Consider the following 22,716-nt stretch of genomic DNA (forward strand, 5'->3'; position numbering starts at 1 on the left):
GATGACGGTCCTTGTGGAGCGAAAATCTGGATGGGGACAAGAAAGACGGTTCATGCTTTCCTTCACAATACCGGCGAGGGATTTTCTGCCCCATTTCCCGGTCTGACACCAAGAAAGCGTCACCTCCGCTTGCGCCCTTTTCGCTCTCTTCAATATGCTGATCGGCGTCGGCGGCTACCGCTTTTGGTCGTTGACCGCCATGGCCTCGGGCAGGATGCGGACGCCGGCGCCGGTCAACATGGCATTGATTTCCTGTGCGCGCCGCAAATGATCAAGCACTACCGGCAGCATGGCGGCTGCCTGCCTTTGCATCTCGGCATCCTCTCCGAAGGCAATCTCCCAAGCCAGCAGTTGCGCAGTCTTCTGGTGGTCGACGATCTGCGCCTTGATATAGGCCTCGTCGAAAGCCTCGTCCGTCAGTTTGTCCAGCCGGTCGCGGACCACCTGATGATCGGGATCGAGCTCCGTGGGAAGGGGGATCCTGGCGGCCTCGGCAAGATCCTTCAGCTTGGCGTTCGCATCGGTGTGATCGCGCACCATCATGTCGGCGAACTGCCTCACGGCATCAGCCTTCGCCTTGTCGCCGGCTATGTTGCCGAATTCCACTTCCGGCAGCCCGCCGGCAGCGAGGAGCTGGGCAAACAACCGGTCCTGGTTGTTGGTCTGATGCGGTGCGGGAATGCCCGGCTCGGTCATTCGCGTGTCGGCGCCCATCCCGGCCGGGTTGCCGATCTGGGCGAAGGCTGTGCCGCTGAGCAGCACGAGCATGCCGAACGGAGCGATAAGTTGGCGATACATGGCCATTCTCCTTCATCCTTCACAGCGTCAGCAGATAGGCGACGAGATCCGTCTTTTCCTGCTCTCGACATCGGGCTCTGCTTCCGGCGTACCGGCCGAGGCAACTCAAGGCATTGCCTCTGGTCATTGATCGGGATCGAAGAGACCAAGTTTCGTGAGCCGTAAACTGACCGCTGGCGTCTGGCGATCACCACTGGCTTTCCTCATCCCACGCTTCTGCTGAAGCCCTCGCCGCTGCGGCTCGTTCTTGCTTGAGTTCCCATTCATAACTCGCCTGACTCCAATGTTCATGATCCTGGCCATCTGGATGGCCAGCGAGCTCCCACAGGTCGTAGGCCCGTTTCGCTATCCACTCTTCCCGATGGTCTCCCATGCTGTTCTCCCGCTTACATGCTGTGCAAGAGCGTTCTGGATCGGTCGGATCGGATCGAAAGGCGCTCTCGCCAAGATAGCGCCGGTGCCACTCGCCCCCTTTCAAGAGCCGCAGTACCGGCAATGCTCAAATCTTAGCCGTTTCACCCATTTCCTTGAGCGATGCGAACTGGATCGTGACGCTTCGGAGGTTTGTCTCCAGCCAATGCGCCATCGCCATTTCCTCGTCGAGATTTGCTTTCAGTGCTGAAGTGGCGGACGGAATGYCACCGAGCTCAGCGTTGGTCAACAACGACTTGTAGGCGGCGATTTCAAAATTCTCGAAAGCGAAGTTTGCAAAAGAGTTCTTGAGAATCTCGTCGCCCGCCATTGTGTGACCCAAGGCCGCCATACCGCCGGCAACCGAAAGCGCCATGTCCTTGAGGCCGGAGTGGCTTTCGCCTAAGCTTTCKAGAAGGGTCTCCAGCCGGCCTATTTGGCCTTCCGTCTCACGAATATGCTCTTCGAGCCGACGGGCTACCGCAGGATAGTTTTCGATGCGCGAGACCTGCGGCTTCATGATCGAGAGAGCCTGGTTTTCCATGGCGTGGGCATTTTTGAGCCCGGTGATGAACACGGTACGGGTTTCGGATGTGTCAGACATTGGATTCCTCCTCCTGCAAAGAAGTGGAAGGAACGATTGCCACCGTCGATTGTTCCAGTCCTCAACCAGTGCACGCCTGTCATCGAACGGTCAACGGAGTTCTCAGCTGACGCAGATCCCAACACCAATCATGGACGCCATCGTGATCGGAGCGGGACCGGGGGGCATGACCGCGGCGATCTATCTGGCGCGTTTGAACCGCCGCATCGTCATTGTCGATTCAGGTGAAAGTCGGGCTTCGCTTATCCCGCGATCCCACAATCATCCCGCCTTTCCTGACGGGATCCAGGGCGGCGAACTCCTGCGAAGTTGCAACTTCAGAACCTGCGGGTCGAGCTCATCAGAGGCGTCGTGTCCCAGGTGCGGYAGTCCGACGGCACCTTCGTCGTTGAATTTGATGGGAAGGAAATTCGCGCCCATAACATCATCTTAGCCACCGGGGTTGAAGACAATCTGCCCGCCATTGAGAATGTTGCCGATTTCGTTCAATCCGGGCACCTGCGGTTGTGCCCGATTTGCGACGGCTACGAAATAGCAGGACGACCGGCCGTGGTTATCGGAGCGACAGAGCGCGCCGCAGCGGAGGCGAGGTTCCTGAAATCCTTTACGAGCGATATCACGATCATGACGCAGGGTGAACCGCTCCAGGTGAAGGAGGGTGCGATGAGGGGGCTCGCCAGAGATGGCATCGTGATCCGGCATGAAGGCCTGCTCCGTTGCCAAAGAGCGAAGGAAGCAACCGTGGATCTTGTTCTGGACGGATCGTCGCCGCTGGATGGGGTAGTGCTTTATTCGGCTTTAGGGGTCCGACCTCGATCCGCGTTGGCTGACAGCCTCGGCGTCAGACTTGAAGAGGATAAGCGGATCCAGGTTGATCCGCATTCTGCCACCAGCATCCCCGGGTTCTACGCGGTCGGGGACGTTGTCACGGGGCTCAACCAGATTGGTGTGGCGATGGCGCAAGGAGAGATAGCAGCGGTGGCCGTTCATAACCGGCTGCGGGAAATGCAGGACGACACGTTACAAGCTCCCGCATAGAAAGAATATTCCGACCAAAAGCGCATGCTTGCGTCCCGAAGGTGCAGACGAGAGGTTGCTGCCTATGAAAATCCTTATCACCGGCGCGAGCGGCTTGATCGGTTCATCCATCTGCGCTCGCCTCGTCGACGAAGGTCACAGCGTCGTGGCGGTGACCCGTCCAGGTGGGATTGCACCCTTCGGCGTGACGGAGACGGTACGCCTCGACGTTTCGGCTGCCGTTGATATCTCCGACTGGACCGCTCTGCTTGAGGGAGTCGACGCCGTCATCAATTGTGCGGGCGCGCTTCAGCAAAGCCACCGCGAGCACGTAGCAGGTGTTCATGTGGCCGGCCCCGCGGCGCTGTTCCAGGCCTGTGAGCAACTGGGCGTCAAGCGCGTGATTCACTTCTCGGCGATCGGGGTCGACCGAGAGCAGCCTACGGAATTCTCCAAAACGAAGCTTCGCGGCGATGATGTACTGGCGGCGCGGGATTTGACCTGGGTCATCTTGCGGCCGTCAGTGGTGCTCGGGTTTCCTGCGTTCGGAGCAAGCGCGCTCGTCAGAGGCTTGGCGGCGTTGCCTGTGCTGCCGGTAATGCCACAAACAGGATTGCTGCAAGTCGTACAGCTGGATGACGTGGTGACGACTGTCCTGAAAATGCTCAGTCCAGAGGCGCCCTCCAGACTGGCTCTCGAATTGGCCGGCCCCGAGCAACTCCCGTTCCATGAGGTGGTTGCCCTGTTCCGCCAGTGGTTCGGCTGGAGACCGGCGCTGCCGGTACCGGTACCGAATATCCTTGCATTCTTGCTTTTCTCCCTCGGCGATTTCGCCGGCCGCCTTGGCTGGCGCCCAGCGATGCGCACGACGGCACGACAAGAAATCCTCCGCGGCGCCACCGGCGACGGCGCCGCATGGCGCGCGGCAACCGGCATCGAACCGCGCTCGCTGCGGGAGGCGCTGCAGGCCAGGCAGGCCAGCGTTCAAGAGCGGTGGTTCGCAAAGCTTTTCTTCCTAAAGCCCATGATCTTCGTCGTCCTGCCGCTTTTCTGGATCTCGACAGGTATCATCTCGCTGACGGCTGGCTACGACGAAGGAATGACGCTGATGAACAGGGCGAACGCTGGAATGTTCGCTGCACCAAGCGTCATTGCAGGAGCACTCGCCGACATTCTGATCGGAGCGACTATCGCTCTGCGCCGAACAAGTCGCTTGGGTTTATGGGGCGCGGTGCTGCTTTCGCTTTTCTATGCGGCGGCGGGCACTGTACTTCTTCCGGAGCTGTGGAATGAACCGCTTGGTCCGCTACTGAAGATCTGGCCGATCCTCGTCCTTCACCTTGTGGCGCTGGCGATCCTGGAGGAACGTTGATGCTGTATTTCGTCCTGAAGTTCATCCACATTATAGGCGCCTGCGTCCTTCTGGGAACCGGTGCGGGTATCGCCTTCTTCATGCTCGCCGCTCATCTCACCGGAAAGGCCTCAACGATCGCACCGGTTGCCAGGATCGTCGTCCTGGCGGATTTCCTGTTTACAGCGACAGCAGTCGTCCTTCAGCCCATTACTGGTGTGGCCATTGCATGGAACGTAGGGTACTCGCTGACCGAGGGATGGATCGTTATCTCTATTCTTCTCTACATTCTGACCGGTGTCTTCTGGTTGCCCGTCGTCCTTATGCAAATCGAAATGAGGAATCTTGCTGTCGCAGCCGCGCAATCCGGCGAACCGCTCCCAAAACGATACCACGATCTGTTCAGGCGGTGGTTTTTCTTCGGGTTTCCGGCCTTTGCTTCGGTCCTCGCGATCGTATGGCTGATGATCACGCGACCAGTGTGGTAGCAGTATCGACTCGACGCAACCGAGCATCTGAAGAATGCCGCATCATTGTCACAGCCCTACCTCGGCGATCTCGAGTGCAAATATGCTGCCACGCAGCGTGCTTGATCAGCCGACAATTGCAGATCAGGCATTCCGGTACCCGGAACGACTTCCGTTGGCGCCTCGATCCAGCGAACCAGATTGTTCATCGAATTCGGCAGATATCCCGCGATCATGGTGCGGGACCGGACATCAGTGAGGGGTGGACCTACCTGGCCGCGCGCTGCTGGAATATCGGGAATCACATGGCATGCGCCGCCGCCGACCTCAATGAGGCGAAGTCACGTTAACTTGCGGTGAGGCTTTTGCGGGATACGGCGGTGGGCATGAGCACTTCTCCCATCAGCTACAAACATCATCGCTTTCCGCCGCAGATCATCGCCCACGCGGTGTGGCTGTACTATCGGTTTCCGCTGAGCCTGCGGCACGTCGAGGAAATGCTGCTGGAGCGCGGCGTCGCGGTCTCCTATGAAATGATCCGTCGCTGGGGCAAGAAGTTTGGGCCGGACTATGCTCGCCGCCTGCGGCGCAAGCAGCCAAGCGGCGATGACATCTGGTACCTTGATGAAATGGCCATCATGATCGCCGGCGAGAGGCATTGGCTGTGGCGCGCCGTCGATCAGGACAGCTATGTGCTCGACGAAATCGTCCAGCGCCGTCGCAACGCCAAGGCCGCCAGGCGATTGTTGACACGCCTGTTGAAGAAGCAGGGCGTTGCACCAAAGCGCATGATCACCGACAAGTTGCGCTCCTACGGAGCGGCAAAGCGTCAGGTGATGCCGCAGGTAGAGCACCGTTCGCACAAGGGCCTCAACAACCGTGCGGAGAGTTCCCATGTGCCGCTGCGAAAACGGGAGCGAGCAATGCAGGGCTTCCGGTCGCCGGGAAGCCTGCAGCGTTTTGTCTCGATCTTCTCCGCCACCCGCCACCTTTTCGTCCCGTCCTGCTCACAACGCTCTGCTCTCGGCATTCGTGGCCACCGCCTGCAGGCCATGGCGGAATGGAACGGCGTGGCAATCGGCAACTGACAGTAGAGCGGCAAGTCTCATCGCGTTCTGACCTCGATAACGTGACATCGCCCTCGCGCGCATCCGGGCGGGGGAGCGGGTCGCCCACTTCGAGACCGTCCGTCGTCGGAATTTCGCTCGCGATATTTCCGATCAGGGATTGCGAAGGYCGCCTCATCGGTGCCTCCAAGATCGCCGGCGATGTATCGGAGCGTAAGCGGGCCGCAGGCGGTAAGATAGGTGCCGCCTGGTTGACGTGGTTGAAGCCCCGTGACGTGTCAGTCGTAAATTGAAGCCGCGGCATGGTAGAACACTCGCATGGTGGTACAAAGGCTTCTTGCTCTTTCGTAGGCTGGCCCGTTAATCGCCGGCCAGCGAAAGAGAAGATAGTTAAGAGCTTCCTTAGAATTACGGATACCTTCCGGCATTCCATACCCGATACGCACGTACACAGGGGTGAGCCAGCGGGTCCCGCTGGATCTTACGGTCATGTTCATTTTGGGAGTGCCTCCTGCACCGGCGCCAATAACGACTGGTGCCAAAGAAAGTTGCAATCGGCGCAAAATTTAATCGGCGGCGCAGCAGGGTCACTGTCCTTGAAATATGATATGAAAATCCTCATCTTTTGGACAACGATTGCGGGACCAACAGAGTCCCCCGCGGCTGGATCGTCACCACACTGAGGAATCGCGGGAGCCTTTTTCGGCTCACAGCCCCGCACGCCCTCATCAAAGACCATCTTCCTCTTCCCGATCGAGCCAAGCGCTCTCGGAGACGATAATTATTAGGCGCATGATGACAGGCCCACTCCCTAAATTGACCCCATATCAAGCACAGCTCAGGCAAGCCCATCGAACCCGCCAAATTAAGTACGCAGCGGCCGCTCGACGTGCCAAGAGAGGCACGGCTCAAACGGAAATTACGAGCCGTCCTCCTGTTTGGCRGACCGCAAACATCGCTTTCGACGCTCATGTGAAGGCGTATCAATTCCATCTGGCCAACAAGATGGTGCGGCCGGAGGTGAGCTACATCAAGCAAAGATGTGTTCAGATCGGCATCCCTTACCGTGAAGTCATCGGTCGTTCATCGTTGAAAGCAGTCGTTGAAGTCCRCCGGCTTCTGATGTGGGAGGTCCGTGAGAAGTTCGGCTTATCGTTCTTCGACGTTGGAAGAGCCTTCGGCGGGCGAGACCAGTCGACGGCCATCAGCGCGATTAAAGTCATCGAGGCCAACAGAGCATGCAAACAGTGAACGACTTGGAGAGGCAAGCGATCTTCGCTGAGGATCCGTTTAGCAACGTTCGATTCGCGGTGTCGAGCAGGCGGTGATCGCGATCCGGCCGCCCGGATCGGGACGGTTAAAATTGCGACGCCTGGAACTTCGAAAGCCATCAGTTGTTCTTGCGGCTTCCCATCCAGAAGGAGGCTTTCCATGTTCTACACTGACGGCAAGTTGCAATACCCGGTTCGCGTCGAGGCCCCTGATCCATTGTTTGCAAGAGCATTGCAGCAGGCAATCGGCGGGGTCGAAGGCGAGATCAGGGTCGCCATGCAGTATTTCTTCCAGGCCTGCGGTGCCCGCGGCAATCCGAAGTTCCGCGACCTGTTGATCAACACGGCCGCCGAGGAACTGGGGCACATCGAAATGCTGGCGACGGCCGTGGCGCTCAACCTTGAGGGCGCCCCACTCAGCATACGGGAAGAGGTCGCGGCCGATCCGGTTGGCGGCGCGGTGCTTGGCGGCCTCAACATGAAGAACCTGCTTTCAGCCGGGTTGTCGGCAATGCCAGTCGATTCCGATGGCGTGCCCTTTGACATGTCGCATATCTATGCGAGCGGCAACATCRCCGCCGACATGACTGCCAATGTCGCAGCGGAATCGACGGGGCGGGTGCTGGCCGTACGCCTCTATAACATGACGAACGATGCAGGCATGAAGGACATGCTGTCCTTCCTGATCGCCCGCGACACCATGCACCAAAACCAGTGGCTGGCGGCGCTGGAAGAACTGGGTGGAACGGCAGGTGCCTTCCCGATCCCGAACAGCTTTCCGCAGGAGCAGGAAAAGCAGGAGTTCAGCTATGCCTTCCTTGGCTTCCAGGCCGATGGCAGTGATCCCGTTGCTGGCCGCTGGTCGCAAGGGACATCCGTGGATGGCAAGGGCGAGTTCAAGCCCGTGCCGATGACGGAAGCGCTGGGACAGAAGCCCGTGCTTGGCCCTGCAAAACCCAACAGCGGCGCGCAGGCGGAGCAGCTCTAACGCAGGCAGGAGGCCGACTGCCCGCCGGCCTCCTGTTCTTCTTGGGAGAAGATTGGCCGGTGCCTCCGCCCCGAGATTGGGATGGTTGCCATTGCGCCTCATCTGGCCGCTGATCTGACGCAGCTGCGGGTTTGACCACTTCATCCCTCCAAGAACTATGACCGTGTCTGCTTGTTCGAAGCTTTTTCGGACGGAGATCGAGATGTCAGGCGGCTTCAACAACGCGCAACCCGATCCAGCCAACTTCCAATTTCCTGGTGAAGAACGGCGCAATGATCCCACCATGGGAATGATCAACGCGGAGCTCGCCGACAAGGGCTTCCTTGTCACGAGCACCGACGAGCTCATCACCTGGGCAAGAACCGGGTCGTTGATGTGGATGACGTTCGGCCTCGCATGCTGTGCGATCGAAATGATGCAGATGTCGATGCCCAGGTATGATGTCGAACGGTTCGGGGTCGCTCCACGGGGAAGCCCAAGGCAGTCGGACCTGATGATCGTCGCCGGCACCTTGTGCAATAAGATGGCGCCTGCATTGCGCAAGGTCTACGATCAGATGCCCGAGCCGCGTTACGTGATCTCGATGGGCTCCTGTGCAAACGGCGGGGGCTACTATCACTACTCTTATTCCGTCGTTCGCGGCTGTGATCGGGTCGTTCCCGTGGACGTATATGTTCCAGGCTGCCCGCCGACGGCGGAAGCGCTTCTCTACGGAATACTTCTCTTGCAGCGGAAGATCAGGCGCACGGGTACGATAGAGCGGTAAGACTCGCTCGTATCTCTGGACGGCCTTGGCAGCGAAGCCGGTCCTCCACGGGTTGGCCGTGGGCAAGGATACCATGGGGCGGGCGGTCGGTGATCGTGGGCTGCGCTTTCATCTCAAGGGGTGAGCACAACCTTGATGCAGTTGTCCTTCTTGTCGCGGAAAGTCTCGTAGAGGGCAGGACCATCTTCCAGCTTTGCCCGGTGGGTGATGATGAAGCTCGGGTCAATCTCCCCGTCTTCGATCCGCCGCAACAGGTCGAGCGCGTAACGGTTCACATGGGTTTGCCCGGTACGGATCGTCAGCCCTTTGTTCATCGCTGCGCCGAAAGGGATCTTGTCCAGGAAGCCACCATAGACACCCGGCACCGATACGATCCCGCCGGGCCGGCAGGCCATGATGGCGGTTCTCAAAACATGCGGCCGGTCGGTTCCAAGCAGGGCCRCCGCCTTGACCTTGTCGACCACGGCATCGAAAGAGGCAGTGGCATGGGATTCCGCGCCGACGGCATCGATGCATTTGTCAGCGCCGTGGCCGCCGGTCATCTCCTTGATGCGATCCGGAATCGTTCCATCGACCTCGTCGAAGTTGATGGTTTCGGCGCCGGCCTGTTGCGCCAGCGCCAGCCGCTCCGGCACGTTGTCGATCGCGATGACGCGGGCCGCACCCTGCATCAGCGCGCTCTTGATGCAGAATTGCCCAACCGGGCCGCAGCCCCAGATGGCAATGATATCGGTCGGCTCGATTTCGCAATTGGTCGCCGCCATCCAGCCGGTCGGGAWAATATCGCCAAGGAAAAGCGCCTGTTCATCCGTCATGCCGTTTGGAACAACGATCGGCGAGACATCGGCATAGGGCACGCGAACATATTCCGCCTGGCCGCCGGCATAGGCGCCGGTGAGATGCGAATAGCCAAAGAGGCCCGCCGTTGGATAACCGAACGCTTTGGTCGCATTATCTGCGTTTCGGTTGGTGCGTTCGCAGACTGACCAGTTGCCCTTGAGGCATTGCTGGCATTCGCCGCAGCAGATCGTGAAGGGAACTACGACGCGGTCGCCAACCTTGAGCTTCTTGTTGTCGCGGCCGACTTCCACGACCTCACCCATGAATTCGTGCCCGAGGACATCACCCTTTTCCATGAAGGGAATATATCCGTCCATGAGATGAAGGTCGGAACCACATATCGCGCAGGACGTCATCTTGATGATGACGTCGCGGCCGTCCTCGATCTCGGGATCCGGGAYGCTGTCGCAACGGATGTCTCCCTTGCCGTGCCAGCACAAAGCTTTCATCAGTGTCTCCTCTCGATTGATCAGGAAGCGGCGGTGCCTTCGGCCCTGACTTTGGTGGTGATGGTCAGCATCAGAGCCAGCACACCAAGCACGTAGAATGGCCAACGGACGTCGGCCGGGATACCGAAGGTGGTCGGCAGGACCAGCATTACGATGCCGAAGAGAGCATCGAGCAACAGATGGAACCGAATCCTCAGGAAACGGACGAGACCCAGCTCATAGTCGGTGATCGCGCTGTAGAGGAGAACGACCGCCCCGAAGACAACTATGGTGGCTTGGACGGCACCATCGAGACCCAGGAGAAACGGAAGAGCAATCACGAGCAAACCGACGACGTAGTCGGCTATTCCATGTGCCAGAGTGGGAATGAAACGCACGGGTGCTCCTGATAATCGGTAATGTGGACCGCCAAACAGCAGAGGCAACCATTTGTTCCGCCTGTGTCCTCCAGCTACAACGAAGTTTTGCGCTGTCGCGCCGTCTTTTGGAATGGCCGGCGCGGATCATGTCCTGATCCAGCTGAGACAGCCGGCGGGGATGATCGAATTGCCGACCAGCAACGCGCCATGGCGATAAAGGTCACTCCCCCGCCCGCCATTCGAAAGATCGATCGCCCAGAGCTGCTCGGATTGATCGACCCAAACCATTCGTCCATCGACGGCTTGAACCGCGGCATAAGCTTCGGCCGGGGTTGTACCCGGCCGGAACAGCACCATGACCGTGGTCTCTTTCGGAGCAGGCAGTGCGGCAAGCGGCCCCGCAACCATCACCGCCAGCACAAGGCAAAGAGGTGAACCACCCATCCACCGTCTGGGCGCCGGGTCACCTCGACGCATGATCCAGCCGATCGCCAGAGGGGCGAGCCCGAAAACGGCGAACCACAGCAAATCCCAGAGCAGCGGGTTGTCAACGTCCATGCGGATGCGGTGAATGCCGAGGATCCAGTGTGACAGAACGGCGTCGAGGATGTGCCAGATGCCGAAGCCGAAGATCGCATTCGCAAGCAGCCGACGATCAGCGCCGACGCCGGCGAACTCTCCCCGCGTGCAGACCAGCAGCCAGAGGCCGACGCCGGTAATGGCGTACATCAGGATGTGGAAGAGACCGTCTGTCAGGATGAGGACGCGGATATCCTGGCGCGCTTCCTCAATCCCGCTCAACAGATGGTGCCACTGCAATATCTGATGCAACAGAATGCCGTCGAAGAAGCCGCCCAAACCAAAGCCAAGTGCAAATCCTGCCAGCTCAAAGCGCCTGGAGAATGTCCGTCCTGGATTTGCGATTGCGTCAGCCAAAATCCTTCTCCCGCAATACTTGCCGATTGTATCGCTTCGCGAGGCGAACTGAGATCCGATGAAGGAACCTGCTATCTTTAAATGCCCGCCGTGGCTGCGGCGAGCATCGCGTCCTCATCCCGGTCGGGTTCGCTACTCATTGAGATCCTCGGCCATCTGGAGGTGATGTTCCAGAGCCGGGCGGGTCTTGGCCGCCCACGCCTTCAGTTCCGCGTTCTCGCCCTCTTCGCCATAGCGCTTGAAGAGATCGACCGCATCTTCGTGGACGTTTTCCTGGTCCGAATGGTATTGCTTGGTGAAGTCGTCGCCCTGCAGCTTCTTTAGATCGTCCAGCATGCTCTGATGAGCGGAGGACATCGCCGTCGGAATAGTCGCCTGAACCTTGCCGCCGGTAACAAGCCCCTTCAGTTCATCCGACGTCTTCTGATGATCCGTCAGCATCTGCTGTGCGAAGGTCTTCGTTTTGTCGTCCGAACGTTCGACCGCCAGCTTGCTGGACTCGATCTCGAACATGTCGCTGCTCGTCGCTTCCGTGACGAAATCCTGCGTCTTGGGTGCGACGCCCATGACCGAGTTGACGCCGGACTTTTCCGCGGCGGATTGCGCGAAAGCGGCGGAGCCTGCAGTAGCAAGGATGATGGATGCGTAGATAAATGCTCTCATGACGACCTCCTCTGTTGGACCAAGGGCAAACCTCCGGCGCGTGCTATGGTTCCCGGCAAGGAGGAACTTCGAGCCGGCACCAGGACTTATGGCTTTGGGAGTTCGGGAGGTTTCATGACAGATTTGATCCAAGTGCCCGTCGCGGATCTTGCTGCCCGACTTGAGGCGATGACATAGGACGAGGCTTTTTCAGCCATGATCGATCTGGAGCTGCGAGCGAAGGCGCGGAACGCGAGGAGGCCCTGTCACGGACCGTATCGGTCGAGGAAGAAATCGAAAGGCGCTTTCCAGATCAGCTGCTGGCGCCATATCGCCAGGGAAGAGATCCGAAAGCGCTGCCAGGACGTGGGGTCCGGAGTAGTCTCCCTGCGCCGACGCCCTTCACACAGGTCATTTGATTGGGGCTGGGAGTAACATCGGAAGCCTATGATATACTTCATCAGCGACACCCATTTTGCCGATCCGCGCGTCCTGCGGATAGACCGCCGGCGGTTTCCCGACATGGTGGACCACGACGCCGCTTTGATCCGGAACTGGAATGCGATCGTCGACGAAGGGGACGAGGTCTGGCATCTGGGGGACTTCATGTCCGCGCGAGGAGGCGATTGCGACCAGCTCCTGTCGAGGCTGAACGGGCGCAAGCATCTGGTCATCGGCAACAACGACCCCGTGACGACTGCGACCGCGGCGGGCTGGGCAAGCGTGCAGCATTACGCCGAGATCCTTCTTGACGGCCGCCTGCTTGTCCTTTGTCATTACCCATTCCGCACTTGGAACAAGATGGGCAAGAAGTCGATCAACCTGCACGGCCATTCTCACGGCAGGCTTAAACCGATGCCCCGGCAGTTCGACGTCGGCGTCGATGCACGCGGCCTGAGACCCGTCTCTCTCCAGACGTTGCTTACCTCATCGAGGCAGAGCCGATCGGACGATGGCGGCGATTCAGCCCCAATCGTCCGATGACGCCTTACATGGGCTTGGCGCCAGCATCTCCAGCCTGTTCGGCCTTTCGCTGCGACAGGACATTGTTGATCCAATCACGGCCGAACCGGTTGGCCTTCGTAGCCAAAGAAGTCGGGAACCTGTTGAAGCCATGCGGCGCCTCGGGGACGAGGATGCACCGCGAATTCCCGTTCCGTTGCGCCCATCTGGCGCTCATTTCGATACTGTCGTCCACGATGGGATCAAGCGATCCTGCGATGAACAGTGATGGCGGAAGGCCGCTGAGATCAGCATGTATCGGTCCGTGGCTCAAGCCATTGGAAAGCGATGGCGTCAGCCGCTGCAGGTTCGCAACTGCCGCCGGCGCGTCGATGACAAGGCTGTCAGGAGACGCGTTGTGCAGGCTTTGTGAGCCGTCCAGGTTGAAACCGCCGCACATCGAATAAAACCCGGAAACTTGGCCGATCTTCCCCGCTGATCGCAAGTGAAGGAGACCCTCACATCCGAGATGGGCACCCGAGGACTCCCCGCCGATCACCGCGCGCTCGACGCCGAAATCGCCAAGATGATCGACAAGCCATTCCGTTGCGCGAACGCACTGGAGAACGGTTCGATCAAGACGGTCGTCACGTGCATTCTCGAAATCGATGGCAGCGACAAGAACTCCACAGTCTCGAGCGATCCGCCATGCCAATCGGTCCTCAAGGCGTGCGTTTCCAATAACCCATGCACCGCCATGGAAATGGATGTAGAGGCCGCAGGCTTGTTGTTGTGGGGGAGCCGTGAACCGGATGTTGATCGGACCGGCTTCGGTATCGATCCTGCGGACGCTCGCCTGCCCACGCAGGACTGCGATGTCAGGAATGCACCGTTGGCTGCTTTCGATTATGCCTTGCAGCAGCCGCGCGTTCCAGCGGCGATCGGTTCGATATCGCGGCAGMAAGCTCAGGATCCGGTTCAGTCGGCGGGCGCCGGCCAGATCCTCCTGCAGCCAGAACGTTTCGCATTCGGTGCCGGAACTCATGAACCAGATCTATGATGAGTGGTGCGCACGGCGACCTCGCCACATCGGCATCCAGATGTTTTCAGATGGCCGAACGCAGCATCGGCGCCCAGGTTCCTCGGCCCTGCGAGCGGGCTTTCGGTATCAACCGACTTGTTCGACGCAGCGTTCCTGCAGCTAGCGGCTTGATCAGCGCCTTGGCTGATATTTCCGGATTAAGCCAGTCGGCCCAGGCGCTACGTTCGAGAATGACGATCTGACGATCGTGATAAGGTGCGATGTCGGGTCCGCGCTCCATCGTGAGCATAGTGAAGGCCTCGCCGACGTCCGTCTCGCGCCAAATACCCGCGATGCAGAATATCGGTTCGTCGGCTTTTCTGAAAAGCCACTTGTCCTTCCGCTTTTTATTCGGGTCCTTCGGATCGGTGAATTCGTAGAACCCGTCTGCGACGATCAAACAGCGGTTCGACTCGAACTCGCGGCCTTCGGAATGAAAGTTATAGACCGGCCGCTCGTGCCAGCCTCGGTGTTCCGCCACAGGAGCCGCGGCAAGAACTACAGCTTTTCGCTTGCGGACGGCGACTGGTTCTATTTTGCGGGGATTTGGCGACCGGCGACGCGCAATTGGCCGGAATCCTATGCGATCCTCACGACCACCGCGAATGACGATGTCGCGCCTTTCCATGATCGGCAGATGGCCGTGCTTCGGCGTGAACAGCGGATGGAATGGCTTGATCTGACCCGCGCGGCAGCGGAAATCCTTCAGCCATTGCCGCCAGGAAGTTTCAGGGTCTCATCTCACTCGGACGGCCGCGTGCAAGCAGCGTTTGCATTTTAGGTTTCTCGGCGTGTCGTTCTCTGCTGGTCAGAACTGGAACATCGCCTTCCACGCACTGTTGGACTTGACCAATGTTCGTAGATCGGAGCGCAAGATGACCGACCCCACCCATCAGGCTCATGAAGAGAAAAACACCGATGCTGTACCCGAAGATACGCCCTTCGCCGCCGAGAATACCTGCCGGCGATGCAAGGGAACGGGCAAGGTCGACGGGAATAGATGCCCCGATTGCCAGGGAAGCGGCAAGGTCATCACGCCGGTCGGAGGCGCGGGGTGAACGAAGCTGGCGATATGCGCTCTCAGCCGCCGCCGACGGCCTTTGCCTCCCAGAACGAGGCACTGCGCTTCTTCGATGAACTGCAGCCTGTGATGCCCGATGAGATGATCGGTCTCTGGCAAGGCCATGGCATCGCGACCGGGCATCCTCTTGATGGTGTGCTTGAAAACCTCGGCTGGTACGGCAAGCGCGTCCATCCCGGCCTTCGAGCCGATGCGCTGCTGTTTCAGGCGGGGCCGCGGCGGCTAGTAGCCATCGACCCGGCGCGGATCCCGCTCGGGCTGGCGTTGCGGTTGAGCCGCTTGGGCCGCACCCGGATCGCGCGGAACTGGTTCACCTATCTGCAGAAGGTCCTGCGGGCTAGCGCGCCCGTCGCCTCGCTTCAACCGTTATCGTTCCGCGGCAAAACCAGCACAGCAATGATCTATGATCGCCAGCCGATCATAGATCACTTCCGCCGGATCGATGACCACACGGTCATCGGCGCCATGGTCGTTGAGGGCGACGAGCGTGTCTTTTTCTTTCTTCTCCGACAAGCCTCACCCCCGCCGGCGCGAGCAGGATCGCGGCAAACCGTCTCTTGAAGCGTCTGCTTGCTCTTACAATATCACCCCGAGGAGAAGACCGGTGGCATTGGAAGGAGGAAGAAAATGCCGCTCAACGATGTTCCATGGACGCGTCCGGTGACGATCCGGCTGCAGTGTGGCCTGGAGCGCACCTTCACAGGCGTCTATGATGCTCTTGATTTCCTGGAAAACGAATGGCCTCTGCGGCACGGCGAGCGTCACGAGCGCGCGATAAAAACCTGCCGCGGCGCGCTGAATGGCATTGTACCGGCCGTCATTGCGCGGGAGGCGTTCATGGCCGCCTGCCTCGAAGCCGGGATGCCGGTCATGGCGCCCTGGAAGGCCGCGCCGAAGCCGCAGACGCTGCGAGCCGCGCGGGCGGCCTCCATATAGACGCTAAGCTTTTGGGCTCGCCTTTTCTGGAGGCGGGCCTCCGGCAACATCGCCCGAAACAGCAGCTGCTTCATCGTCGGCGGTAGATGTCGTGCGGTTGCTGGCATCCGCCAGAGGGCTTGGCGCCGCAGCAAATTGATAGCTTTCGGCAAAGGCGGGGTCTTCCCGTCGTGCTTTTCGTTCGGCGGCTCGGCGAGCAAGGAGGTCGATGTAGCGCTGACGCATCTCCCCAATTTCAATCTCGCCTTCAACCCACTGCTCGACGAGGGCCATATACTCCGCATCGTCATCGATCGGCATTCCGCGTCTTCGAGCGCGGGCGATCACACGATCCGCGATTGACCTTCGTAACTGCATACGCATCGCCTCAGAACGTCCACTTGAAATCGCGGTCGGCGCCCCATATTTACGCTGCACCTCCCGTATCGATGGCCTCCTGCCTGGCGTTGCTCGCCGGCGTTCGAGGCTGTTCGGGTGAGAAGAAAAGGGCGCTCCCCTCGTGGGTTGAGCGCCCTTTTCCATTGTTCGACGTTCCTGTTGGCGGCGGGTCGCCTTGTAATGCTCCCACCCGCTTCTTATCTTTCAGACATCACTCAAATATTCACACAGCCACGCCGACGTCTCGAACGTTCATGATCTGGCGCGTTTCCGCGCCATCCCGCTGTGTTTGCGAAGGATTTCAATTGAGCAAAGCACATCATGCCGCCACGCCGGCGGCGCCGAAGCCGCGCGAGCGCGGCGAAGTTACCGACCGTCCGGACAAGAACCACAAACCATATCCCTGCCTGCTCACCCGCGCGGACCTCAAAGCCATCATCGCCGAGCAACTGGGCTGAGCCACAAAAGAACAAGGAGAACAAGATGCAGGTCATCGTCAGAGACAACAATGTCGAACAGGCCATGCGCGCGCTCAAGAAAAAGATGCAGCGTGAGGGCCTGTTTCGCGAGATGAGAGCCCGCCAGGCCTATGAGAAACCTTCCGACCGTCGGGTTCGCGAAAGGGCTCAGGCGATTGCCCGCCAGCGCAAGGCCACCCGCAAGAAGATGCAGCGGGAAGGGCTTCTGCCCGCCACCAATCGCAGGGCATCGGCGCGGTAGCTGCCGGCATAATTTGAAAGGGCACATGATGGAAGAACTGCACAGCATTACGGTTTCGGACGAGCGGCTTGAAGATTGCCGCGATGTCATCGAGCCAGACCTGCAAGATCTAATTCGCACGACGATCGCCTCCGGTTTTTCGGCCCAGGAGGTGCTGATCGCGATCAGCGAACTCGTGGCAGAGGATTTTGCCGCGGTCGTTAAAATCCCGAGCGTTCACTGAGGCGGAGAATTGCCCATGGGTTTCTCAGCGCAAGCAGATCTATTTGGGAAAGCGGAACCGGCTCTGCCGCCGGGCTTCCGCTACCAACCCGATATCGTTCCCGAAGACGTCCAAACGGACCTCCTGCATGAAATACCGCAACTGCCGCTGAAACCGTTCGACTTCCACGGCTTCGAAGGCAAGCGTCGGGTGATCTCCCACGGCTGGAAGTACGACTTTGACACCGAGAAGGTCAGTCGCATCGACGACATCCCGTCGTTCCTGCTGCCGGTACGATCCGTCGCCGCAGCCTTTGCCGGCATCGCGCCAGACCAACTGCAGCAGGCTCTCGTCACCGAATATGCGCCAGGCGCACCAATCGGCTGGCATAAGGACAAGAAGGTCTTCGGAAGGGTTGTCGGCATCTCGTTACTGTCGCCATGCACCTTCAGGCTGAGGCGCCGTGCGGGCGACAAATGGCAGCGCGCCTCGGTGATTGCTGAACCCGGCTCTGTCTACTTGCTCTCGGGGCCTGCGCGCAGCGAATGGGAGCATTCCATTCCGCCGGTCGATCAGCTTCGCTATTCGGTAACGTTCCGCGAAATCGGCTGACGATGTCGGCGGAGAAGCGCAGGCGCCTCCATGTTTCTCACACCGTCTTTTTGACGAGAAAGAGCAGAACCAGATCGTATCTCCGACAGCCCGGAAAGGGGCCGGTTGCGGCAGACGCAAGCTTTCCTCTGCGTCTCCATCCATTGTTGCCCCGCCCGCCTATCATTCCGCCTGCAGGTCGGCACAAAAGGGCTGCCCAGGAGTTTTCAGAAAAAGGAGACCTCGATATGGCAGACAAAAAGCTCACCCAAGGTCTGAATGACCGACCGAAAGACACCTCGATTGGACAGACGRCGGAAGGCTTCCCCGATGACAGCGGGCGGCCCGTCGATATCGATGACGCGAAAATCGAAGCAAGAAGAAACTTTCCGACGATCCGCGCGAAAAGCTGCTGAAAGAGGTCAGGCAGCAGGAAGATGCGTCAAGGACCGGCTCGGAATGATCGGAAGGACTCTCCCTTAAGCATAGAATTCAAGGCAACCTGGCACCCAGATGGCGAGCGACAAGTTATCCACCTACAGATCGAAACGCGATTTTGAAAAGACGGCGGAGCCGAGCGGCGAGACGAAGATTGCCTCGAGCAACCGCCGGCGTTTCGTCATCCAGAAACATGACGCCACCCGCCTGCATTACGATCTGCGCCTTGAGCTCGACGGCGTCTTCAAGAGCTGGGCGGTGACCAAGGGACCGTCGCTCGACCCGCACGACAAACGACTTGCCGTCGAAGTCGAGGACCATCCGCTCGACTATGGCGATTTCGAGGGCACGATCCCGAAAGGGCAATATGGTGGCGGAACGGTGATGCTCTGGGACCGGGGCTATTGGGAGCCTGAAGGCAAAAAGAGTCCGGAACAGGCTCTCGCGAAAGGCGATTTGAAGTTCACGCTCGACGGGAAACGCCTGCATGGCAGCTTCGTGCTTGTGCGGATGCGCAATGATCGCGAGCGCAGCAAGCGAACCAATTGGCTGCTGATCAAGCATCACGACGAATTCTCCGTCGAGGACAACGGCGCAGCGATCCTGGAAGAGAACGTAACCTCGGTCGCCTCTGGCCGCACGATGGAGATAATCGCGACCGGCAAGGGGCGGAAGCCCAAGCCGTTCATGGTCGAAGGTGGCGATGTCCAGGCCGACGCGGTCTGGGACAGTAACCACGGTCTTGCCGCCGCCGAGCGGAAGGCCGCCGCTCGCAATGACGACGAACCGGATACCGTCACGTCTGTCGACCTCCCGGATTTCATTCCGCCGCAGCTTTGCGAGACGCTGGAGCGGCCGCCGGCCGGCGCCGGCTGGATCCACGAAATCAAGTTCGACGGATACCGCATCCAGATGCGCGTGCTCAATGGCGAGGCGACGCTGAAGACCCGAAAGGGCCTCGACTGGACCGCCAAATATCTGGAGATCGCCGATGCTGCCTCCGCGCTGCCGGATTGCATCATCGACGGCGAAATCTGCGCCCTCGACGAGAACGGCGCACCGGATTTCGCGGCCCTGCAGGCAGCGTTGTCGGAGGGCAAGACGGGCGATCTCGTCTACTTCGCCTTCGATCTTCTTTACGACGGCGGTGAGGATCTGCGTTCCATGCCGCTCGTCGAGCGAAAGGCGAGGCTGCAGGCGCTGCTTGCCGAAGCCGGCAGTGATCCGCGCATCCGCTATGTCGAGCATTTCGAGACCGGCGGCGATGCTGTTCTTCGTTCTGCCTGCAAGCTATCGCTGGAAGGGATCGTCTCAAAGCAGGCGGATGCGCCTTATCAGTCGGGGCGTACCGAGGCCTGGGCGAAATCGAAATGCCGCGCCGGCCATGAAGTGGTGATCGGCGCCTATGCCACGACCAATGGCAAATTCCGCTCGCTGCTCGTGGGCGTCTTCCGCGGCGATCATTTCGTCTATGTCGGCCGCGTCGGGACCGGCTACGGCGCCAGCAAGGTGAAGGCTCTGCTGCCGAAGCTGAAGGCACTGGAGACGACGAAGTCGCCGTTCACCGGAATCGGCGCGCCCAAGAAGACGCCGGAGGTCACCTGGCTGAAGCCGGAGCTGGTCGCGGAAATCGAGTTCGCAGGCTGGACGGCGGACGGGCTCGTTCGTCAGGCCGCGTTCAAGGGACTGCGCCAGGACAAACCGGCGAAGGAAGTCGAGGCGGAGCGGCCGGCGAAGCCGACGAAGGCCGGCGTGCCGGAGCCGGCGGCTCGCCCACGGGCTGCAGGACCTGTCCGACGCAAAGGCGCCAAGGTCGACGTGATGGGCGTGCTGATCTCCAGCCCGGACAAGCCGCTCTGGCCCGATGCCAATGATGGCGAGCCCGTCACCAAGGAGGAGCTCGCCCGCTACTACGAGGCTGTGGGTTCCTGGATAATCGATCATATAAAGGGAAGGCCGTGCTCCATCATCCGGGCGCCGGACGGGATTGCCGGCGAGCAGTTCTTCCAGCGCCATGCCATGCCGGGGCAATCGAACCTGCTCGAATTGGTGAAGGTATTCGGCGACAAGAAGCCGTATCTGCAGATCGACCGCATCGAGGGATTGGCGGCCGTCGCCCAGATCGCCGCCCTTGAGCTACATCCTTGGAATTGCGAGCCCGGGCAGCCGGAGGTTCCCGGCCGCCTGGTCTTCGATCTCGTTCCGGGTCCCGACGTGCCGTTCTCGACGGTCGTCGCGGCGGCGCGCGAGATGCGCGACCGGCTGGATGAACTCGGCCTGATCAGCTTCTGCGACGGTTCTGCGCTCGCGCTTGCCAAAATAGAAAGAGACCCGACCAGGCTGCCAAGCAGGATTCGGGCCTCTCATGCCGCACGGGTTGGCATTGGGGTGCGGCAACAACATGCTCGTTTAAAAATGTAACTGTGACAATCCTTCAAAATCGATGGGAACGAGCCATCAAAACAAGCTTAGGACCGGCAAGTTTGGACACCTGCCGGTCCTGCGGTCGCGGTGGAGGTCGATGGCAGCTTAGCCGCGACCTTCTCAAACAAAGGGCGGTGGCAACGGTTCCTACTCCTTTGGGAGTAGGACATAGGACCGGCGACATGCCACTACCACCGGTCCTACCGCCGCGGAGGAGACACGATCCAGGGAGACCGCGACAACAGCCAAACTCGCCGTCTCGGGGCAAGTTCCAAGTGGGAGACAAAGAGGCCCGACATAGATCACGGTCCTATGTCGAGCCCCGCCGCTAGGGAGTGGGAAACTCTTCGCGGCGAGCCAATTCTACACGCCGCCATGTCGGAGATATCCCTAGGAATTGAGGGGTAAAAGGAGAGGCCCGGTCGGGCTGCGATCTCCCTCCCTGACCTCTCTACCGCAGCGGGTCGGGGGGGCTTTCACGGCAAGACCTGCCGTAGAACGGCAATTGCTTCCAAGCAATCTGTTCCTCTGGATCAGGTAAATATCAAATGAAAGAGGCCTGGCGACTGCTCCTCCCCAGGCCTCTAGCTGCGACCATGCCTGTTCCAGGAGACGAGCTTCGCAGCGGCGCACCATAGCGAGTGATGTGGGGTGCGATGTCACTCTAACACCGCATCCTGTTCAACGTTCCCTTCAACATCGGAGAAAATCATCATGACACGACGCATCAACGCGGCGGGGCTTTCGCACATCAAGCAGTAGGAAGGCCTCAAGACCCGCGCCTATCGAGACGTAGCCGGCATTCTGACGATCGGGTACGGCCACACCTCCGCCGCCAGGGCCCCGGTGGTGAGGGAAGGCATGAAGAAGACTCTCATGGCGGATCTCCGGAAGTTCGAGGAGCGCGTCGAACGCTTCGTGAAGGTGCCTCTGACCGACAACCAGTTTGCGGTCCTGGTCTTCTTCGATTTCAACACCAGCAAGCTCGACAAGTCCACGCTGCTGAAGAAGCTCAACAAGGGCGACTATGACGCCGTTCCGGTCGAGCTGATGAAGTGGGTTCATGCCGGTGGCAAGAAGGTGAAGGGGCTCGTCAATCGCCGTGCCGCCGAAGCCGGTCTTTGGGCAAAGGGTGAGTTCGTCTCGAGCAATACCGTTGAGGCAAAGACGAAGGCTCCTGCGACCGATGTTGCAGTGGTCGGCGGTACCGGTGCGGCTGGTGCCGGCRCAACGATCGGTCCTGCTATTCCCGAGATTGTCGATGTGGTCAGCGGCCAACAGGACGAGCTTTCGAGCGGCGATTGGACCCGGATCGCCATCGCCGCGATCATCGTGGCTCTGACGATCTATGGCGTTTACCGGAAGGTGGAGTGCTCCCCGTTTCACCGGACAGTCGGCTTAGGTTGAGATAGCCCTGATGAACTGGCGAGGGGAAGCCATTTTCAGAGCGGAATGGGGATGGATTTCATTATAGTCCTCGATCCATCCATCGATCTGCCGGAGCGCAGTTTCCGCGTCCGGAAGGGTTGAGATGCGGACATAGTCCCGCTTCAGGGTTTTGACGAAGGCTTCGGACATGCCGTTTGACTGTGGACTGGCGACGGGTGTGAAGCATGGCGTCAGATTAAGAGCCTGGGCGAACAGCCGAGTTTCCCGCGCGGTATAAGGCGAACCGTTATCAGACAAATGCTCGATGGCATGCGGCGCTCGGGCTACGCCGAAGCGCTTCTCAACAGCCTCCAGCATCATGTCACGGACATCGGAGCCGGATATTCCGGCATTAGCGACAGCCGCCCAGGCGATGATCTCACGGTCGAAGGCGTCGATAATGAAGGCGAGCCGGATAATCTCACCGTTCCAGCAGGTGAACTCCAGGCCATCCGAGCACCAGCGCAGGTTCGAGCGCATGACCATGACCTTACCGTCGTGGAGGCGACCCTTGCGCACTGCTGTGTGT

29 protein-coding genes and 4 pseudogenes are annotated in these 22,716 nt (G+C 59.8%); 21 read left to right on the forward strand and 12 right to left on the reverse strand.

The window, feature by feature from the left end; translation table 11 throughout:
- Positions 1 to 174: 174 nt before the first annotated feature.
- The 3 genes from LCM4573_RS17440 to LCM4573_RS17450 all read right to left on the reverse strand — a co-directional run bounded on the left by LCM4573_RS17440 (position 175) and on the right by LCM4573_RS17450 (position 1,813).
- Positions 175 to 798 carry a DUF4142 domain-containing protein gene (locus LCM4573_RS17440; protein ID WP_071007663.1) on the reverse strand — a complete coding sequence of 208 codons (624 nt, stop codon included), beginning with the start codon at positions 796 to 798 and terminating at the stop codon, positions 175 to 177.
- 187 nt (positions 799 to 985) lie between these two features.
- Positions 986 to 1,171 (reverse strand): DUF2934 domain-containing protein, encoded by a 186-nt coding sequence (locus LCM4573_RS17445; RefSeq protein ID WP_071007664.1) that lies wholly within the window; start codon positions 1,169 to 1,171, stop codon positions 986 to 988.
- Between the two features lie 126 nt (positions 1,172 to 1,297).
- Complete coding sequence (locus tag LCM4573_RS17450; RefSeq protein WP_071007665.1) at positions 1,298 to 1,813, reverse strand: ferritin-like domain-containing protein; 516 nt, start codon at positions 1,811 to 1,813, stop codon at positions 1,298 to 1,300.
- Between the two features lie 166 nt (positions 1,814 to 1,979).
- On the opposite strand from LCM4573_RS17450, the gene LCM4573_RS28650 reads away from it, so the two are divergent.
- From LCM4573_RS28650 to LCM4573_RS28655, 6 genes and pseudogenes are all read left to right on the forward strand, one after another.
- Positions 1,980 to 2,246, forward strand: coding sequence for a hypothetical protein (locus LCM4573_RS28650; RefSeq protein ID WP_244505349.1), 267 nt, complete (start codon positions 1,980 to 1,982; stop codon positions 2,244 to 2,246).
- Positions 2,174 to 2,851: an NAD(P)/FAD-dependent oxidoreductase gene (locus LCM4573_RS17455; RefSeq protein WP_244505350.1), complete on the forward strand. Its 678-nt coding sequence runs from the start codon at positions 2,174 to 2,176 to the stop codon at positions 2,849 to 2,851. The genes LCM4573_RS28650 and LCM4573_RS17455 overlap by 73 nt, the downstream gene beginning before the upstream one ends.
- A gap of 64 nt (positions 2,852 to 2,915) precedes the next feature.
- Positions 2,916 to 4,202: an SDR family oxidoreductase gene (locus tag LCM4573_RS17460; RefSeq protein ID WP_071007666.1), complete on the forward strand. Its 1,287-nt coding sequence runs from the start codon at positions 2,916 to 2,918 to the stop codon at positions 4,200 to 4,202.
- Positions 4,202 to 4,669 carry a DUF2269 domain-containing protein gene (locus LCM4573_RS17465; RefSeq protein ID WP_071007667.1) on the forward strand — a complete coding sequence of 156 codons (468 nt, stop codon included), beginning with the start codon at positions 4,202 to 4,204 and terminating at the stop codon, positions 4,667 to 4,669. Before LCM4573_RS17460 ends, LCM4573_RS17465 begins: the two co-directional genes overlap by 1 nt.
- A 365-nt stretch (positions 4,670 to 5,034) precedes the next feature.
- On the forward strand, positions 5,035 to 5,736 hold the full coding sequence (locus LCM4573_RS17470) for an IS6 family transposase (RefSeq protein ID WP_071007668.1): 702 nt from the start codon (positions 5,035 to 5,037) through the stop codon (positions 5,734 to 5,736).
- Positions 5,737 to 5,788: 52 nt separating this feature from the next.
- Positions 5,789 to 5,942 (forward strand): annotated as a pseudogene (locus LCM4573_RS28655) (histidine kinase); the annotation flags it as partial.
- 51 nt (positions 5,943 to 5,993) lie between these two features.
- On the opposite strand, the gene LCM4573_RS28945 reads toward LCM4573_RS28655, so the two are convergent.
- Positions 5,994 to 6,212, reverse strand: coding sequence for a DUF982 domain-containing protein (locus LCM4573_RS28945; RefSeq protein WP_083347505.1), 219 nt, complete (start codon positions 6,210 to 6,212; stop codon positions 5,994 to 5,996).
- Positions 6,213 to 6,687: 475 nt separating this feature from the next.
- On the opposite strand from LCM4573_RS28945, the gene LCM4573_RS28120 reads away from it, so the two are divergent.
- The 3 genes from LCM4573_RS28120 (at position 6,688) to LCM4573_RS17490 (ending at position 8,740) form a co-directional block, all read left to right on the forward strand.
- Positions 6,688 to 6,966: a helix-turn-helix domain-containing protein gene (locus tag LCM4573_RS28120; protein WP_157895520.1), complete on the forward strand. Its 279-nt coding sequence runs from the start codon at positions 6,688 to 6,690 to the stop codon at positions 6,964 to 6,966.
- Positions 6,967 to 7,146: 180 nt separating this feature from the next.
- Positions 7,147 to 7,974 carry a manganese catalase family protein gene (locus LCM4573_RS17485; protein WP_071007671.1) on the forward strand — a complete coding sequence of 276 codons (828 nt, stop codon included), beginning with the start codon at positions 7,147 to 7,149 and terminating at the stop codon, positions 7,972 to 7,974.
- Between the two features lie 202 nt (positions 7,975 to 8,176).
- Positions 8,177 to 8,740 carry an NADH-quinone oxidoreductase subunit B family protein gene (locus LCM4573_RS17490; RefSeq protein ID WP_071007672.1) on the forward strand — a complete coding sequence of 188 codons (564 nt, stop codon included), beginning with the start codon at positions 8,177 to 8,179 and terminating at the stop codon, positions 8,738 to 8,740.
- A 113-nt stretch (positions 8,741 to 8,853) separates the two neighbouring features.
- Here LCM4573_RS17490 and LCM4573_RS17495 read toward each other — a convergent pair whose 3' ends face one another.
- The 4 genes from LCM4573_RS17495 to LCM4573_RS17510 form a co-directional block, all read right to left on the reverse strand.
- Complete coding sequence (locus tag LCM4573_RS17495; protein ID WP_071007673.1) at positions 8,854 to 10,029, reverse strand: zinc-dependent alcohol dehydrogenase; 1,176 nt, start codon at positions 10,027 to 10,029, stop codon at positions 8,854 to 8,856.
- Between the two features lie 20 nt (positions 10,030 to 10,049).
- Positions 10,050 to 10,406 (reverse strand): hypothetical protein, encoded by a 357-nt coding sequence (locus tag LCM4573_RS17500; protein ID WP_071007674.1) that lies wholly within the window; start codon positions 10,404 to 10,406, stop codon positions 10,050 to 10,052.
- Positions 10,407 to 10,532: 126 nt separating this feature from the next.
- Positions 10,533 to 11,324: a DUF2243 domain-containing protein gene (locus LCM4573_RS17505; protein WP_071007675.1), complete on the reverse strand. Its 792-nt coding sequence runs from the start codon at positions 11,322 to 11,324 to the stop codon at positions 10,533 to 10,535.
- 132 nt (positions 11,325 to 11,456) lie between these two features.
- Positions 11,457 to 11,987 (reverse strand): DUF4142 domain-containing protein, encoded by a 531-nt coding sequence (locus tag LCM4573_RS17510; protein ID WP_071007676.1) that lies wholly within the window; start codon positions 11,985 to 11,987, stop codon positions 11,457 to 11,459.
- Between the two features lie 426 nt (positions 11,988 to 12,413).
- Here LCM4573_RS17510 and LCM4573_RS17515 point away from each other — a divergent pair, with 426 nt between their 5' ends.
- Positions 12,414 to 12,950 (forward strand): metallophosphoesterase family protein, encoded by a 537-nt coding sequence (locus LCM4573_RS17515; protein ID WP_071007677.1) that lies wholly within the window; start codon positions 12,414 to 12,416, stop codon positions 12,948 to 12,950.
- Between the two features lie 4 nt (positions 12,951 to 12,954).
- Here LCM4573_RS17515 and LCM4573_RS17520 read toward each other — a convergent pair whose 3' ends face one another.
- Both LCM4573_RS17520 and LCM4573_RS17525 read right to left on the reverse strand, forming a co-directional pair.
- Positions 12,955 to 13,953, reverse strand: coding sequence for an alpha/beta hydrolase (locus tag LCM4573_RS17520; protein WP_071007678.1), 999 nt, complete (start codon positions 13,951 to 13,953; stop codon positions 12,955 to 12,957).
- A gap of 123 nt (positions 13,954 to 14,076) precedes the next feature.
- Positions 14,077 to 14,455: pseudogene (locus tag LCM4573_RS17525) on the reverse strand (SOS response-associated peptidase family protein); the annotation flags it as partial.
- On the opposite strand from LCM4573_RS17525, the gene LCM4573_RS27760 reads away from it, so the two are divergent.
- The 4 genes from LCM4573_RS27760 to LCM4573_RS17545 all read left to right on the forward strand — a co-directional run bounded on the left by LCM4573_RS27760 (position 14,354) and on the right by LCM4573_RS17545 (position 16,006).
- Positions 14,354 to 14,770, forward strand: coding sequence for an SOS response-associated peptidase family protein (locus tag LCM4573_RS27760; protein WP_407071750.1), 417 nt, complete (start codon positions 14,354 to 14,356; stop codon positions 14,768 to 14,770). The pseudogene LCM4573_RS17525 and the gene LCM4573_RS27760 sit on opposite strands and share 102 nt — an antisense overlap.
- A gap of 94 nt (positions 14,771 to 14,864) precedes the next feature.
- A complete protein-coding gene (locus tag LCM4573_RS17535; RefSeq protein ID WP_071007680.1) occupies positions 14,865 to 15,047 on the forward strand; it encodes a hypothetical protein in 183 nt (60 codons plus the stop codon).
- 14 nt (positions 15,048 to 15,061) lie between these two features.
- The gene (locus tag LCM4573_RS17540; protein ID WP_071007687.1) at positions 15,062 to 15,631 is read left to right on the forward strand and encodes a DUF4334 domain-containing protein; all 570 of its coding nucleotides are present in this window, start codon (positions 15,062 to 15,064) and stop codon (positions 15,629 to 15,631) included.
- Between the two features lie 66 nt (positions 15,632 to 15,697).
- Complete coding sequence (locus LCM4573_RS17545; protein ID WP_071007681.1) at positions 15,698 to 16,006, forward strand: DUF982 domain-containing protein; 309 nt, start codon at positions 15,698 to 15,700, stop codon at positions 16,004 to 16,006.
- A gap of 3 nt (positions 16,007 to 16,009) precedes the next feature.
- Here the strand turns inward: LCM4573_RS17545 and LCM4573_RS27940 are convergent, their stop codons facing one another.
- Complete coding sequence (locus LCM4573_RS27940) at positions 16,010 to 16,306, reverse strand: hypothetical protein (RefSeq protein ID WP_131818974.1); 297 nt, start codon at positions 16,304 to 16,306, stop codon at positions 16,010 to 16,012.
- A gap of 383 nt (positions 16,307 to 16,689) precedes the next feature.
- Here LCM4573_RS27940 and LCM4573_RS28340 point away from each other — a divergent pair, with 383 nt between their 5' ends.
- From LCM4573_RS28340 to LCM4573_RS28950, 7 genes and pseudogenes are all read left to right on the forward strand, one after another.
- Positions 16,690 to 16,842, forward strand: coding sequence for a hypothetical protein (locus LCM4573_RS28340; protein ID WP_198539749.1), 153 nt, complete (start codon positions 16,690 to 16,692; stop codon positions 16,840 to 16,842).
- A gap of 25 nt (positions 16,843 to 16,867) precedes the next feature.
- Entirely contained in the window at positions 16,868 to 17,104 is a 237-nt protein-coding gene (rpsU, locus tag LCM4573_RS17555; RefSeq protein ID WP_071007683.1) for a 30S ribosomal protein S21, read from the forward strand.
- 28 nt (positions 17,105 to 17,132) lie between these two features.
- A complete protein-coding gene (locus tag LCM4573_RS17560) occupies positions 17,133 to 17,327 on the forward strand; it encodes a hypothetical protein (RefSeq protein WP_071007688.1) in 195 nt (64 codons plus the stop codon).
- Positions 17,328 to 17,342: 15 nt separating this feature from the next.
- Entirely contained in the window at positions 17,343 to 17,918 is a 576-nt protein-coding gene (locus tag LCM4573_RS17565; protein ID WP_071007684.1) for an alpha-ketoglutarate-dependent dioxygenase AlkB, read from the forward strand.
- A gap of 227 nt (positions 17,919 to 18,145) precedes the next feature.
- Entirely contained in the window at positions 18,146 to 18,313 is a 168-nt protein-coding gene (locus LCM4573_RS28345; RefSeq protein ID WP_198539750.1) for a hypothetical protein, read from the forward strand.
- 97 nt (positions 18,314 to 18,410) lie between these two features.
- Positions 18,411 to 20,627: pseudogene (gene ligD / locus LCM4573_RS17570) on the forward strand (DNA ligase D); the annotation flags it as partial.
- An 846-nt stretch (positions 20,628 to 21,473) separates the two neighbouring features.
- A pseudogene (locus LCM4573_RS28950) lies at positions 21,474 to 22,166 on the forward strand (lysozyme).
- Here LCM4573_RS28950 and LCM4573_RS17580 read toward each other — a convergent pair.
- On the reverse strand, positions 22,158 to 22,716 hold a 559-nt coding region (locus LCM4573_RS17580), incomplete at its 5' end, for a DDE-type integrase/transposase/recombinase (RefSeq protein WP_071007689.1). The pseudogene LCM4573_RS28950 and the gene LCM4573_RS17580 overlap by 9 nt on opposite strands.

This window comes from Rhizobium sp. LCM 4573 (assembly GCF_001854865.1).
Lineage (GTDB): Bacteria > Pseudomonadota > Alphaproteobacteria > Rhizobiales > Rhizobiaceae > Neorhizobium.

Coding starts and splice junctions, on each gene's coding strand:
- LCM4573_RS17440 (WP_071007663.1), bottom strand. CDS start 798: ATGTATCGCCAACTTATCGCTCCGTTCGGCATGCTCGTGCTGCTCAGC.
- LCM4573_RS17445 (WP_071007664.1), bottom strand. CDS start 1,171: ATGGGAGACCATCGGGAAGAGTGGATAGCGAAACGGGCCTACGACCTG.
- LCM4573_RS17460 (WP_071007666.1), top strand. CDS start 2,916: ATGAAAATCCTTATCACCGGCGCGAGCGGCTTGATCGGTTCATCCATC.
- LCM4573_RS17465 (WP_071007667.1), top strand. CDS start 4,202: ATGCTGTATTTCGTCCTGAAGTTCATCCACATTATAGGCGCCTGCGTC.
- LCM4573_RS17470 (WP_071007668.1), top strand. CDS start 5,035: ATGAGCACTTCTCCCATCAGCTACAAACATCATCGCTTTCCGCCGCAG.
- LCM4573_RS28945 (WP_083347505.1), bottom strand. CDS start 6,212: ATGAACATGACCGTAAGATCCAGCGGGACCCGCTGGCTCACCCCTGTG.
- LCM4573_RS17490 (WP_071007672.1), top strand. CDS start 8,177: ATGTCAGGCGGCTTCAACAACGCGCAACCCGATCCAGCCAACTTCCAA.
- LCM4573_RS17510 (WP_071007676.1), bottom strand. CDS start 11,987: ATGAGAGCATTTATCTACGCATCCATCATCCTTGCTACTGCAGGCTCC.
- LCM4573_RS17515 (WP_071007677.1), top strand. CDS start 12,414: ATGATATACTTCATCAGCGACACCCATTTTGCCGATCCGCGCGTCCTG.
- LCM4573_RS17535 (WP_071007680.1), top strand. CDS start 14,865: ATGACCGACCCCACCCATCAGGCTCATGAAGAGAAAAACACCGATGCT.
- LCM4573_RS17540 (WP_071007687.1), top strand. CDS start 15,062: ATGCGCTCTCAGCCGCCGCCGACGGCCTTTGCCTCCCAGAACGAGGCA.
- LCM4573_RS17545 (WP_071007681.1), top strand. CDS start 15,698: ATGCCGCTCAACGATGTTCCATGGACGCGTCCGGTGACGATCCGGCTG.
- LCM4573_RS27940 (WP_131818974.1), bottom strand. CDS start 16,306: ATGCCGATCGATGACGATGCGGAGTATATGGCCCTCGTCGAGCAGTGG.
- rpsU (WP_071007683.1), top strand. CDS start 16,868: ATGCAGGTCATCGTCAGAGACAACAATGTCGAACAGGCCATGCGCGCG.
- LCM4573_RS17560 (WP_071007688.1), top strand. CDS start 17,133: ATGGAAGAACTGCACAGCATTACGGTTTCGGACGAGCGGCTTGAAGAT.
- LCM4573_RS17565 (WP_071007684.1), top strand. CDS start 17,343: ATGGGTTTCTCAGCGCAAGCAGATCTATTTGGGAAAGCGGAACCGGCT.